The 13,917-nt window shown below is 40.2% G+C and carries 11 protein-coding genes and 1 riboswitch; of the genes, 4 read left to right on the top strand and 7 right to left on the bottom strand.

What is annotated here, in order from left to right; genetic code table 11:
* Nucleotides 1–73: 73 nt before the first annotated feature.
* Nucleotides 74–1,270 (top strand): cyclic di-GMP phosphodiesterase, encoded by a 1,197-nt coding sequence (locus CWB78_RS02815; RefSeq protein ID WP_010391061.1) that lies wholly within the window; start codon nt 74–76, stop codon nt 1,268–1,270.
* A gap of 7 nt (nt 1,271–1,277) precedes the next feature.
* Here CWB78_RS02815 and CWB78_RS02810 read toward each other — a convergent pair whose 3' ends face one another.
* From CWB78_RS02810 to CWB78_RS02785, 6 genes are all read right to left on the bottom strand, one after another.
* Complete coding sequence (locus tag CWB78_RS02810) at nt 1,278–2,285, bottom strand: general secretion pathway protein GspB (RefSeq protein WP_138594124.1); 1,008 nt, start codon at nt 2,283–2,285, stop codon at nt 1,278–1,280.
* 11 nt (nt 2,286–2,296) lie between these two features.
* Nucleotides 2,297–3,214 carry an ExeA family protein gene (locus CWB78_RS02805; RefSeq protein ID WP_010391059.1) on the bottom strand — a complete coding sequence of 306 codons (918 nt, stop codon included), beginning with the start codon at nt 3,212–3,214 and terminating at the stop codon, nt 2,297–2,299.
* Between the two features lie 153 nt (nt 3,215–3,367).
* A complete protein-coding gene (locus CWB78_RS02800; protein WP_010391057.1) occupies nt 3,368–3,883 on the bottom strand; it encodes an Lcl C-terminal domain-containing protein in 516 nt (171 codons plus the stop codon).
* A 10-nt stretch (nt 3,884–3,893) separates the two neighbouring features.
* Nucleotides 3,894–5,540 carry an Lcl C-terminal domain-containing protein gene (locus tag CWB78_RS02795; protein ID WP_138594122.1) on the bottom strand — a complete coding sequence of 549 codons (1,647 nt, stop codon included), beginning with the start codon at nt 5,538–5,540 and terminating at the stop codon, nt 3,894–3,896.
* A 66-nt stretch (nt 5,541–5,606) separates the two neighbouring features.
* Nucleotides 5,607–5,939, bottom strand: coding sequence for a hypothetical protein (locus CWB78_RS02790; protein ID WP_010391054.1), 333 nt, complete (start codon nt 5,937–5,939; stop codon nt 5,607–5,609).
* Nucleotides 5,940–5,974: 35 nt separating this feature from the next.
* Nucleotides 5,975–6,679, bottom strand: coding sequence for a DUF2982 domain-containing protein (locus CWB78_RS02785; RefSeq protein ID WP_010391053.1), 705 nt, complete (start codon nt 6,677–6,679; stop codon nt 5,975–5,977).
* A gap of 247 nt (nt 6,680–6,926) precedes the next feature.
* Here CWB78_RS02785 and CWB78_RS02780 point away from each other — a divergent pair, with 247 nt between their 5' ends.
* The 3 genes from CWB78_RS02780 (at nt 6,927) to msrA (ending at nt 11,692) form a co-directional block, all read left to right on the top strand.
* Nucleotides 6,927–7,979 carry an efflux RND transporter periplasmic adaptor subunit gene (locus CWB78_RS02780; RefSeq protein ID WP_054202005.1) on the top strand — a complete coding sequence of 351 codons (1,053 nt, stop codon included), beginning with the start codon at nt 6,927–6,929 and terminating at the stop codon, nt 7,977–7,979.
* Between the two features lie 3 nt (nt 7,980–7,982).
* The gene (locus CWB78_RS02775; RefSeq protein WP_138594120.1) at nt 7,983–11,081 is read left to right on the top strand and encodes an efflux RND transporter permease subunit; all 3,099 of its coding nucleotides are present in this window, start codon (nt 7,983–7,985) and stop codon (nt 11,079–11,081) included.
* 74 nt (nt 11,082–11,155) lie between these two features.
* On the top strand, nt 11,156–11,692 hold the full coding sequence (msrA, locus tag CWB78_RS02770) for a peptide-methionine (S)-S-oxide reductase MsrA (protein ID WP_010391049.1): 537 nt from the start codon (nt 11,156–11,158) through the stop codon (nt 11,690–11,692).
* A gap of 74 nt (nt 11,693–11,766) precedes the next feature.
* On the opposite strand, the gene CWB78_RS02765 is transcribed toward msrA, so the two are convergent.
* On the bottom strand, nt 11,767–13,614 hold the full coding sequence (locus CWB78_RS02765; protein ID WP_138594118.1) for a TonB-dependent receptor domain-containing protein: 1,848 nt from the start codon (nt 13,612–13,614) through the stop codon (nt 11,767–11,769).
* 37 nt (nt 13,615–13,651) lie between these two features.
* A riboswitch (cobalamin riboswitch) is annotated at nt 13,652–13,817 on the bottom strand.
* Nucleotides 13,818–13,917 lie beyond the last annotated feature (100 nt).

Raw genomic sequence — 13,917 nt, 5'->3', positions numbered from 1 at the left:
GATGCCTTTTTTATTTCTAAATGTGAATTTATTTGTTACTTTCTCTAATCATACTTGTTAATAAGAGTTCACTTTGAAAACCATTCCAACTTCACAGCTTAAGCCTGGTATGTTTGTACAAAAAGTTGTTAAACAAACTGGTAGCATTAGAATAAAAAACCAAGGCTGGGTTAAAACTCAAAGTGGAATTGATAAATTAATAAAATCAGGAATTTTAGAGGTTGAAATCGACCCTGATAAAATGCTCGCCTCTGAAGAACCTGAAACACAAACAACCTTACCTACTCAGCACGAAGTCAAAAAACGCGATCCTTGGTTAATTACCCACAGTGCTGAGCAAGAAATGAGTAAAGCTAAAAAGCTTTACGATGAAGCAAAAAACCTGCAAACCAAAGCGTTTGGCGATATAGAGTCTGGCCGCACTGTTGATGTTGCGCCTTTTAAAGAACTGGCTAGTGGGTTTATTGACTCCGTATTTAGAAATCAAGATGCGCTGGCGTGCATCACGCAAATGCGCCAAAAAGATGCCTACCTGTTAGAGCACTCGATAAATGTGTCTATTTTGATGAGTATTTTTGCTAAACATCTCGGTATTGAAAAACCGATCATTGAAGAACTGGCCACCGGCGCCCTTTTGCATGATATGGGAAAAATAAAAATCCCTGATGCTATTCTCAACAAACCAGGCCGCTACAGTGACGAAGAATTCAAAGTGATGCAAAATCATGCGCTCTTTAGCAAAGAAATACTAGAAGACGCAGGATTAACGGGGATTGCCGTAGATATTGCTGGTATGCATCACGAGCGCTTAGATGGCAAAGGCTACCCCTTTGGTAAAAAAGGCGATGAAATAAGCCAGTACGTTCGCATGGCGTCTATTGTTGATGTTTATGATGCATTAACCGCTGAACGGGTTTATAAAGCAGGCATGGAGCCAATTAGAGCATTTAAAATTTTAAAGCAAGGCTGCCCAGATAGCTTTGATGGAGTGCTACTTAATAAGTTTATTCAGTGCATTGGTATTCACCCTGTGGGCACCCTGGTAAAACTTTCTAGTCAAAAGGTGGGACTCGTTACTCAAAGCAACCCTGCAACACCATTAAAGCCAGTAGTAAAAACTTTTTTTAATGCAAAACATGGGCGTTACACTGAAGTTCAAGACGTTGACTTATCAAATAAAAGAACGCAGGACACGCTTGAGTCAGCAATAAAACCCAAAGAGTATAATATAGATTTAGAAGGCTTTTATAAGCACTCTATCTTTAGTTAATTGGCCACTATTGTGGCCAATCTTGCAGGGCTTTTAAGCTAAATTCATAACCATCGAAATCAAGTACGCTCTGATCTGGCGCTATTTCTAACACCTTCAACGCACCAATAGACTCCCCTTCATATAGCTCTCTGCCATTGAGCTTTATCCAGCGTTTATCCGCCGCTGAAGAATAAATGTGCGCCTGATATTTAATGCTTGGTAACATACTTTGTAAGCCATCAGGAAGTAGCTCAACAGGCTGTACTCGTGATGAAAGGCGAGAGCCTTGAGTTACTTCATAGTCAGCTGTTGATTCTGTGCTATTAACGGCTTGCGCAAACGCATTTTTCAGCGTGTCGGGAACCGTATCGAGTTCATCATTTAACTCTGGCTGCGCAGGCACATTTTGGTTAAGTGGTTTACCTAACACCTTGTATTTACTCAACTCATCTGCAGTGATTGTTCTTTTCGCCGGTTGAGTTGGTACACTTTGCGGTTGGCTGCTCGGTGATTGAAAACTAGATGAAGCGCTATTCTGCGTCGAGAAATTTTGCGTTTGCCCTTGAGACGCTTGATTAACGCTCATAGGTAAATATTGTCCTTGTGGCGTCAGCAACATTTGCTGCACACCCGTTGGGGTTTGTACATAAACCAACTGCCCTGCCAGCGGCACAGAATTGTTAGGCGCAGCTGTTACAATGGGCACTTGAGGGGTTGTTACTGTTTGAGCAACCGTTCTTTGTACCTCTTCTGCGCTTGTTGGTTTTTCTACAACCCCTGACTCTTTTTGACTAAGGTCATTTTGAACAGGCTCATTTTTAACGGTTACGTTTTCTTGTTGCGCCCACTTGCCGACAAAGAAGCCACTGCCCAATATACTCGTTGCCAATAAACTTCCTGCGAGTAAAAAACTAATTCGACGATAGGTCATCAACTGGCGTTGTTGTTTTAATTGTTGCGCTTGCAAGTCATATTGCTCAGCGCTCATGGTATCGTGCTTTGATTGCTTTAACGCATCTAATAAATAAGACATGAATCACCTAACTAAAAAATAAAAGACAGGCCAATTCCTGCACCAAAAAGCATTAACGCAGCAGCGCTATAAGGCCAAATCGAACCTGCTTTACTCACCTTCTTATTTGTAACAATAAAGTCGATAGGTAAAGATTCACTCGCCGCTTGCTTAACAATATCACTGCCAACAATTTCTTGTTGTTTCGAAAATGCCCCTACTAATGCGCGTTCACATACCAGGTTCATTAATCGTGGCACACCGCCTGTGAGCTGATGCACCATTTGCATTGCTTCCATTGAAAATATTTTCTTGTCACAACCTGCAATATGCAGCCGATGTTGAATATAAGCAATGGTTTGCCCTGGTGTTAGTGCTAACAAGTGATATCTAGCAGTAATACGCTGTGCCAGTTGCCTTAACTCATTTCGCTTTAGAAGTACCTGTAACTCAGGCTGCCCTACTAATACTATTTGTAATAACTTTTTATGATCCGTTTCAATATTGGTTAATAAGCGAAGTTGTTCTAGTACATCAGGGGCAAGTAACTGTGCTTCATCAATAATCAAAATAGTATGCCCCCCCGCTTTATTATTAAACTCAAGATGCTTTTTGATGACATCCGTTAGACTTTTCAGCGTTGCATTTTTGGCGTCGTACGTTATTTGTAATTCATCGCAAATACTGGCTAACAGTTCAAGCTCTGATAACGCAGGATTATGGATCATGGCTACTTGGGTATTTTCAGGCAGTCGCTCTAACATACTACGTGTTATTGTGGTTTTACCCGTACCCACTTCACCTGTTAACAGCACAAAGCCGCCGTCTTCACCTAACCCATAGGTAAGGTGTGCTAATGCTTCTTTGTGGCGTTCACTTAAAAATAAGTAGTGGGGATTAGGCGAAATTGAGAATGGCTTTTCTTGTAAACCAAAATAGCTTAAATACACCTTTATAGTCCTTGGTCGTTAATTCACGGCCTATAATGGCAAAAAAATAGCCTGGGTGACAACTACAACCAGGCTTTATTATTAAAATAGTGTAAATAAAAAGGCTAACCGTAAATAAAAGCGCATTTTTAGATTCGCTAATACATTAATTAACTACTTTTCATAACGTACTAGGCGTAAATATACGTTACTTGTTTTAGCATGTAAGCTATTTAAACCACTGGAAAATTGATAAACCCATGCCGAATTTATGTTGCTAATACCCGAGGTGTTAGACCAATAATTTTGCGACTGCGTTGCTAAAAAAATACCCGCATTAATACTTGGATCGGTACAACGGTGATCTACTATACTGGCTAACTCTTTAATACTTGGTACTTGCCAGTCGTTATAATCTGCTGTGCTGTCATTAACTGCGCCTTTAAGTGAAGCTTGCCAATTTAATGGTTGAGTATCACCATCGCAGCTAGTTGTTTCGCTATTATAAACTTGACCATAATTACAGCGCTGCCACATTAGCCCTGTTTTAGTATCTGACACAGTGCCATCAATATTAATCACAAATCGGTCGGTATCATCGCTAGTCGCTACCTCTTCATAACACTGCTGCGCTGCAAGTGACTGGCTCAATCCCAAGGCTAATAACATAGAGACTTTAATTAATTTCATAATAATCACCTTAACGATTTCTAACTAAGCGCACGTAAGCGGTATTATCTTTTGGATAGGCTAAATCGTTGCCATCCATCATATCGATAGTGTAAGCCTGAGATAAACTGGTACCATCAACCGCGGTCTGTGAGGTCCAGTAGCGTAAATGCCCGACACTATTAGTCGATGGTGTATTAGGAAAAAATGCAGTATCTATCAATACATTTTGCCCTTGTTTACCGTAGTCGATTAAACCTAACAGCTCAGTATAAGTAGGTAAACGCCAATTACTGCCGCCACAAAAATCAAGCGTGTTAACCTCATTAATATAGGTTTGTAATCCACAATCAGTATCGCTCGGGCACGTAGTATTAGCACTACCCGTTACATCGCCACTATTGACAGTCCCTTGCCAAATATAGCGGTTTTGTCCATCACGCAGTGAGGTATTTGGTAACACGCCGGAATAAGGACTTTTCACTTCCCAAACAAGGCCGGTAGTATTATCGCGAATACAGCTAAAGTTCGACGCATCATCAAGAAGCTCATCGGCAAACTCATTAAGTTTTGTGTAATCAAAAGCCAAATTCCCTTTACCCACTTTACCTAAACGATTGGCAAAACTATCACGCCCAAGATCAGCATCTTGAGCTGGAAACTCATCATTATTACAATTAATACGTTGAGTATTATTATAACACTCACCTACTCCGGTATCGTTTATTAACCCAAGCGCTTTAGGTGTTACATCAATAAATACGGTATCTGTGTCGGTGCGCCCTTTTAAGTCCATAACTTGTACTTCAAAGCTAAGGGTTGCATTTAAATCAATATCAGAGGCAAAAAAGCTGGCAGTACATGACTGTGGTTCAAGAAGAGCTTCGGTATTTCCGGTAAGTTGTTGCCACTTACATTGGTAAGTCTGAGTTGCCGCTTCGCTTGCCGTCGCATCTAAAATAACCTTATCAAACTCTTCTACTGTTTGGTCTGCACCCGCATCGGCAATAATCACTTGGGCTGTTTTATTAAGGGTCATATCAAATTGTGATGCAGATACTCCGCCCTCATCATCAGTTACGGTGAGTTGCCATTTTAAGTTGGTGTTATTTTCTAATAATGGATGAGGAAAACTAAGCGTTGGATTGGTATAGCTATCAATTGTTAAATCAGGCCCAGATAATAATTGCCACAAGTAACTACTAATTTCGCCATTTTCATCGGGGTCTGCGGAGGTTAAACCACTAAGGGTTACAGTATCTTTATAAACTGAGGGTAAGTTTGCAGGAGCAACTTGAGTAACAACAGCAAGAGGAAGCTGATTATTAGAGGCAATGAAAACACTCAAGTCGTCATTCACTAAACTACCATCTGGCGTTTGATAGCTTACTCTTAAGACCAATTCACTATCAGATTTTACATCCGGTGCAGTGATGGTTTGTTCAGCCCCTTCAAGCGGAAACACATCTATAAGAGGACCGCTTACACGCTGCCAAGTAAAAGTACCATCTGCAGGAGAGCCTTTTGCAGAAATAGTAAACTCTGATTTTTCTACAACTTGGAGATCGTTACCTGCAAATACTGACGTTTTAATATCACTGTTATCAGCACCGCCTCCCCCTCCACATGCAGCCAAAAGCAAGCATGCCATAAGTGGTATTAACGAAATTGCTTTCATACTAAGCACCTTTGTGTCTTATAATTATCTAATAAGACTGTGAAGCAAAAAAAGTGCCATCATGAGTTATAAATAGCTATCTTGATGAATACGAACAAATAATTTAGTGCCAACTTTACTGTAATCTACTTTATATTCGCGGCCATCTAAGGATTGAATAAACAACAACTGTTTTTCCTCGCTAAATACATCTGGACTTGCGATATAAACCATATCTAAGTAGCGCTCTTTTGCATCACGGCGGTTTTTTGGCAGCTCTTCTTTAAATGGTTCTAGACCATTCGCTGTTACTTTAATTCGAGGATGTTCCTCACCATTAACAATCACTAAATCTAGTTTTCTATCTTTATGAATTATGGTGTTTCGACCACTTTTAATAAAAGATCTGTCTTGGCTCATAGTTATTCCTAATCCCGCAGTGAGTGCTTATATTATTATTCACACTGCGACTTGATAAACTGAGAGGGATCACGCTTCCATTTATTTAAATTTGCGCAAAATTCCCAAATATCACTTTCTATTACACTGGCAGGTAACAGTAAGTCATACCCTGTTAAAAGCTGAAGATGCTTAGCCCTATTAGCAAACATCGCTATAAGCCCATTATAGTCAATTCCTTTTTTTGACCTAAATTTATTATCTTCAACTAACCATTCTGATGGGCAATGCCCATTTTTGCAATTTTTTTGAACAACTTGCATAAATAAGTGCCGCTGTTCTATTAGTAATTTACCCGCAATTCTTGGTGCTAAAGCAGCTAAAAATGTATCTATATCATTTAACTTAATACCAATCGCGTTAAGCTCAAGATGATCAATACCGTTATCAACTTTAGGAATACCGCAATGGTGGAGATTTTCTTGGTGTAAATCCCATTGCCCGTACTTATGCTGATATGTTAATTGCTGCTCAGTTAAAATAATACTATAAAAAGGTTCTTGTGTTTTAAAAAATCCAATTAAAATTGCTGCAATACATAAACTTACTAAAAAAATTTCAATAATACTGATTTCACCTGGACGCAATAAATTAAATAGCATGATAAAGATTAAACCAATGCTACCTACAACCAGTATTTCAATCCCATTTTTAGCGCCTTGCGCTCGGTATTTAAGTGTGTGTTTTTTTATATTAGCCATACTGAAAAAACGCCATATAAAATATAAACATAATAATAGCCCACAATACTAACTTTCTCAGTGTTAAACAGCGTTTGCATGATGTTTTGAAGTTCATCAATTAACTCCTATTATTACTGTTAAATAAGCGCAATGACTAAGTATCAGTTATTTTTACGCCTAACGCACAAATTAATGAGATACATAACCGCCTTTTTTTGTCCTGATTTCGTACAATACTTATAATCTATTTTCAGGTATGAAAACAATGCACTCTAAACAATCCGGCAAAGCCCTATTTCCATTTATTATTTCGGTACTAATAATTTTTAGCGTTTATTTATATTTGCCCGCATCACAGGGCGAGCAAGCTGATTACTCGGCAATGACAACACAAGTCTCTGCGCACACTGTCGAGTCGCAAGAAAATGCCATTATGATTGAAGCCATTGGCAGTGCCCGTGCTAATCAGGCTATTTACATTAAAAGCGCACAAAACGATTATGTCACCAGCATTTACTTTGAAGACGGCGACTTGGTCAGCAAAGGACAAAAATTAGTGCAACTGCAAAACCAACAAGAACAATTTGCAGTAAAAGAACTTAGCATTAATTTACAAGAAGAAAAACGCCAATTAGCTAGGCTTACCGAACTTTCTCGCTCACAAGCGACTGCCAAGTCGTTACTTGAAGAACAGCTAGCCCGTGTTGATGCCAGCGAAGCTCAACTTGAAAGTGCCAAAACTAAACTCAATGAAATGGCTATTACCGCGCCTTTTTCTGGGTTACTGGGTAAACGCGAAATATCGGTAGGCGCTTATATTAGTAACAGTACGATAATTACAACCTTAGATGATATCAGTATCATAAAAGTTGATTTTAAAGTGCCTGAAAAGTATTTAGCTCAACTGAAAAATGGAATGACGGTTCGCACTCAAAACGATGCTTACCCTGATCAAACCTTCAGCGGTAAAGTAACCCATATAAGCTCACGTATTGATTCAATCACTCGCAGTGTAGAAGTAACAGCCAGTTTTGCTAATAAATCGGGTTTACTTCGCCCTGGTATGCTACTTAAAACTGCACTAGAGCTAAGCAGCAATCAAGCGCTCATGGTGCCTGAAAAAGCAATTATTCCTCTGCAAGATAAACACTATGTTTTTCAAATTGAAGATGGCATAGCTAATCGCATAGAGGTACATGTTGCAAGTAGAAACAATGGCTGGGTTGCAATAGACAAGGGGTTAAAGAACGGCGAGCAGATTGTTACCGAGGGGATAATCAAAATCCGCTCTGGTAGCAAAGTAAGCGTTAAGGGGTAACACGTGAAAATTACCGATACTAGCGTCAAACGCCCCGTTTTTGCGATTGTTATTAACTTACTGTTACTCACTTTTGGCTTAGTTGCTTTTAGTATGCTGCCTTTGCGTGAGTATCCAGATATTGAAACACCGATTGTAAATATTAGTACTGAATATACCGGTGCATCTGCTGAAATTATTGAAACAAAAATAACCCAAGTTATCGAAAACCGTATTTCGGGGATTGAGGGTATTAAAAGTATTAACTCATCGAGTCGTAATGGCCGCTCAAACATTACCATTGAGTTTAATATTAACCGCGACATAGACGATGCCTCTAACGATGTACGTGAACGTGTTGCACGGGCATTAGACAGCCTACCAGAGCAAGTACGCCCTCCTGAAGTATCAAAATCAAATAGTGACGAAAGCCCTATCGCGTGGTTTGTACTTAACAGTGAAACCATGGACTCGTTACAACTTTCTGATTATGCACAGCGTTTTATTGTCGACCGTTTGGCCGTTGTTGATGGTGTATCAAATGTGCGTATTGGGGGAGAGCGAAAGTATGCTATGAAAGTATGGCTTAACCGCCAAGCGATGGCAGCTCGTGGCATTACCTCTAGTGATATAGAGCAAACACTTCGCAGTGAAAATGTAGAGCTTCCGGCGGGTGAAATTGAATCGGTAGACCGTGATTTTACTGTGCGCACTGCACGCAGCTATAAAAACCAACGTGATTTTCAAAACCTTGTCATTAAGCGAGGTGAAGATGGTTATTTAGTACGTCTAGGCGAAGTGGCTGACGTAAAATTAGAAGCCGCCGATGATGAAAGCTTATTTCGCGGAAATGGCCGTAATATGATTGGTATGGGTATTGTTAAACAAGCCAAAGCAAATACCCTTACAGTAGTTGATAACGCCCGCAGTGAACTGGAAAAAATAAAACGTAATTTACCTGAAGGCACTACTATAGAAGACAGTTACGACTCTTCAGTATTTATCAAAGAATCAATTAATGAGGTTTATAAAACTTTAGCAATTTCTATGGGGTTAGTAGTGCTTATTATCTTTATATTTTTAGGTAATATTCGCGCCACACTTATTCCTGCGGTCACCGTACCGGTCGCCTTAGTCGGTAGTTTTATGTTTTTATTAGCAATGGGTTATTCAATTAACTTATTAACTCTACTGGCACTAGTATTAGCAATAGGCTTAGTGGTAGATGATGCCATTGTAATGCTAGAGAATATTCACCGCCGCATAGAACTTGGGGAGCCGCCTTTATTAGCAGCTTATCGCGGCGCTCGTGAGGTAGGCTTTGCAATTATAGCCACCACCCTAGTGCTGATCTCTGTGTTTGTACCATTGGTGTTTATGGAAGGACGAATAGGCGCACTATTTACAGAATTTGCAATGGCGGTGAGTGCAGCCGTGTTCTTCTCCAGTATTACTGCATTAACACTCTCTCCGGCATTGTGTTCAAAGGTGTTAAAAGCTTCTGAAAAAGAAAGTAAGTTTAGCCAAGCAATGGATCGCTTTTTTACTAAATTAGAAAATGGATACCGTAACGCTTTAGCGTCAAACATGACCCGCAAATGGGGCTTAATGCTGAGCTTAGTTTTGGCTGGGTTTGTTAGTTATTCATTATTTTTACAAATACCGTCTGAACTTACCCCTAAAGAAGACCGTGGTACCTTTTTTGTACTTATGAATGGCCCTGAAGGGGCTAGCTATGAGAATAATGCCGCTAATATGGCAAAGATAGAAGAGCGCTTAATGCCTTATTCTGAATCTGGCGAACTAAGCCGAGTTTTAGTGCGAGTTCCAGGCTGGGGTGGCAGTGGTGGTGTAGCCATTGTTGGTATGGCGGATTGGGATAAACGCAAACGCTCAACCTGGGAAGTCATGGATGAAATAAGCGGTAAAATGCAAGAGGTCACCGATGTACGTGCTTTTGCAATTATGCGCCGTGGTATTGGCGGTGGTGGTTCATCGCGACCGATAGAGTTTGTTTTACAAGGTAATGATTATGCTCAATTAGCTGATTGGCGCGATAGAATTATTAAACGTGCAGAGAAAAACCCTGGTTTAGTGCGCATTGATCATGATTATAAAGAAACCTTCCCACAGTTTTTAGTCAGTATTGATAAAAATAAAGCTGCAGATTTAGGCGTATCAGTCTCAGATGTGGGACGTACACTTGAAACCATGCTTGGCCAACGCCGTGTAACCACTTTTATTGACCGCGGTGAAGAGTACGATGTAATTTTAAAGGGAACTAAAGAAGACTTTGCAAACCCTACTGATATTTCAAATATTTACCTTAAATCTCGCAGCAATGAATTGGTGCCACTCGACAGCCTTATAAGCTTAAAAGAAGAAGCCACCGCCTCGCGTTTAAACCGCTATAACCGTATGCGTGCAATTACTCTAAGTGCCAACTTAGCTGATGGCTATACGCTAGAACAAGCACTAAACTTTTTAAACAATATTGCCGCAGAAGAAAATGACATTGATGGCGCCATTGATTACAAAGGTGAGTCACAATTGTTTTATGAAGGTGCCTCAGCCATGACCTATGTGTTTGTGCTGGCATTGACCGTGACCTTTTTAGTACTCGCTGCTCAGTTTGAAAGCTTTATGCATCCGCTTGTTATTATGCTCACCGTTCCACTTGGGCTAATGGGCGCTATGTTTGGCCTGTGGAGTATGGGCTTAACACTTAATATATACAGCCAAATTGGTATTGTGATGCTTATCGGGTTAAGCGCTAAAAACGGTATTCTGATTGTTGAATTTACCAATCAGTTACGTGATAAAGGGTTGGAATTTAGTGAAGCTATTTTACAAGCCGCTACCCAGCGTTTACGTCCTATTATAATGACCTCCCTAACCACAGTTATGAGTGCAGTACCTTTGGTACTCGCCTCAGGGCCTGGCTCGGAAAGTAGAATGGTAATTGGTGTGGTGGTATTTACCGGCGTAACGGTTGCCACCATACTGACTCTGTTTGTGGTGCCAGCTGCCTATTACGCACTAGCGCGAAATACACAATCACCAGAGTTTTTACAGCAAAAGCTAGATAAACAAGCAGCTGAAAAACCACTTAAAGAGATCTAAGTCACTCTGAGCGTCGTAATTAGCTGTTACGGCGCTATTTTGGTGCATATAACCATATAATTGAGGAAGTACTTATGAGTTCGACCACACAGGTAGCAACACTAGGCGGCGGCTGTTTTTGGTGTATTGATGCGGCATTTAGGCGTGTTAGAGGGGTACTCAGTGTATGTTCTGGTTACACAGGCGGGCACACTGATAACCCAACCTACAAAGCCATTTGCACAGGCAACAGCGGACATGCCGAAGTGGTTAAGGTTGAATTTGATTCAAGTGTAATAAGCTTTGAAACCTTACTCGCAATGTTTTTTACTTTGCATGATGCCACCCAGTTAAATCGCCAAGGTAACGATATAGGTACTCAATACCGCAGCGTTGTGTATTACCATGATCAGCAACAACAATTGCAAACACAGGCCGTTATTGCAGAGCTGCAAACTCATGTTAGCGAGCCTATAGTAACAGAGGTAAGCCCAGCAACCACTTTTTACCCTGCTGAAAGTTTTCATCAAGACTATTACAATGAAAACCCAGAACAAGGCTACTGTAGTATTTTAATTGCGCCTAAGTTGCACAAGTTTGAAACCGAATTTAGCGAGTTTTTAAGTGAATAAAGTGCTTTAAAGCTATAACCAAATAGCCCAGCAATTTGCTGGGCTATTTGTTTTTCGGCAACTAAAAGTGATAATTAAAACTGATAATTTGCCCCCACAAAGAAAGTTCTTCCTGCGCTGTTATAACCTAATAGCTCACCACTGGCAGCAAACCCTGTTGCTGCAGTAAAATATTCCTTATCAGTAATATTTTCTATTCGAGCAGCTAACGACAAATTATCGAGCAACTGGTAATTGGCTGCTAAATTAAATACCGTATAGTCAGCGAGTTCAGAATCATAATACGCAATTGATGGACGCGATGAGCGATACTGCATATCTAAACTAACATCAAAATCGCCCCATGACTTAGCGAGTTGATAATTAAACGACTCTGAAGGCCTGCGTGGTAAATCTGTATTCGTCTTTTCATCTGTAGCATCTAAAAAACTAACATTAACAGAGTGTTCAAAGCCTAACGCTGAAAACTCAGCCGATAATTCTATCCCCTGCATAGATACTTTATCTATGTTAGTTGCAATATATTTACCTGAGTCTGCATCATAATTATTACTAATTAAATTATTGATACGGTTATCGAAAATAGCAATATCATAACGTCCCCATTGAGTTTCTAGGGTAACACCAAACTCATTGTTTAAGGCTTCCTCAGGCTTAATATTATTATTTGGTAGGTAGTATGGGCTGTTAGTTACAAACGCATTAATTAAAGACGGAGCCCTAAATGCGGTGCCATGATTTAAACGTACCGTTACATACTGATTCGCTTTATATCCAAGCCCAGTACTGTAAGTATTTGCACGGCCGTGGAAGTCATAATCATCGGTTCTGATAACCGCATTTGCTAACCATTGTTCATGACTATAAAACGCGCCTATAAACAATGCGTTGTTATCGCGTTTTTCTTCTGATGACGTTGCTGACGAGTTTGATAAATCCTCAGACAAATAATTAAAACCACCTGATAAATCAAGTTCTTGCGTTAGACTATAAAGCCCGCGGTATTCAAACTCAACACGCTCTGTGCTATACACTTGCTGCACATCGGTGCCAGTTTGAGCATTTTCTTCTTGCGATACACTCAATGAAGTACTTTGGGTATATATTTCTGAGGCTTTTTTCCAGCCTAGCTTAGCGGTATAATTTTCAAAATCGTAGGCATCGTTACCCCATGCGTTGTCATACTGCGCTTCACCTTCACTGTACTGAGACTGTAAGCTCAACTCACCTAGTTCAGCCAGTTCATACGCTAAATTAAAGCCAATGTTTTTATTTTTGTAGCCATCATCATCGTGATCTTTGGTATATTCAGCCACAGGGTCTTTGCCAGTAACATCAAAACCATCTGTCTCTTCGTAGCCTAGATTATAATTAAAGCTAAGCGCCTCTTTTACAAGCCCACCAGCAAGCTGATAATTACTGTAGCTATGGCTGCCTAAAGTAGCCGAAAGCGAGTTATTTGAGGCTTTACGGGTAATAATATTAATCACTCCGGCTACCGCATCAGAGCCATAAATAGCTGCTCTGGCACCTTTAATAACTTCAACACGCTCGATACTATTAACTGGAATATTAGTTAGCGATACACTACCTGAGCTTGCATCGCTCACTCTTACGCCATCAACCAATACTAAGGCATATTTAGCGCTAGCACCGCGAACAAATATATCTGCTTTTTGACCTAATCCGCCGTTACGGACAATATCAATACCAGCTATGGTATTTAATATTGCAGGTAAGTCTCGGTAATTCGCTTTTTCAATATCAGCGCGGTCGATAACTGCCACACTTGCTAATACATCATTTATAGGTTGTTCAAATTTATTTGCAGTAACGGTTATTCTTTCAATGGTTTGTTCTGCAGATGCAGAAAAAGACAGCGCAGCCGAAATAGCCACACCCAATGCAGTTTTATTTATCATGATGTTCCCTATCTCAGCCCACCGCAAAGATGTTAGTAAGTAAGATTACATCAAGGCCGGTCTCCGGACTCAGTTACCATAATAAAATACAGCATAACTTTACCGTTGCGGGGGCAGTGTTGGGATTGACTTCATCAATGAAAACGCACCAACTTCCCGATTATCCTACTAAAAAAATCACACCTTTGAAGTGTTTAGCAAGCACCTTGAAAATAGGCTGCTATTGTTATCTGTTTACTTAAAAATGTCAACGGACGTCTAAACATCTACAATTTGATTTTTGGGGTTCGGGGTTCGGGGTTC

Origin of the sequence: Pseudoalteromonas sp. S1612, from assembly GCF_005887175.1 — a bacterium.
Classification (GTDB): domain Bacteria; phylum Pseudomonadota; class Gammaproteobacteria; order Enterobacterales; family Alteromonadaceae; genus Pseudoalteromonas; species Pseudoalteromonas undina.
The sequence above is the reverse complement of the archived record's forward strand: the minus strand, read 5'-3'. Positions and strand labels throughout refer to the sequence as shown.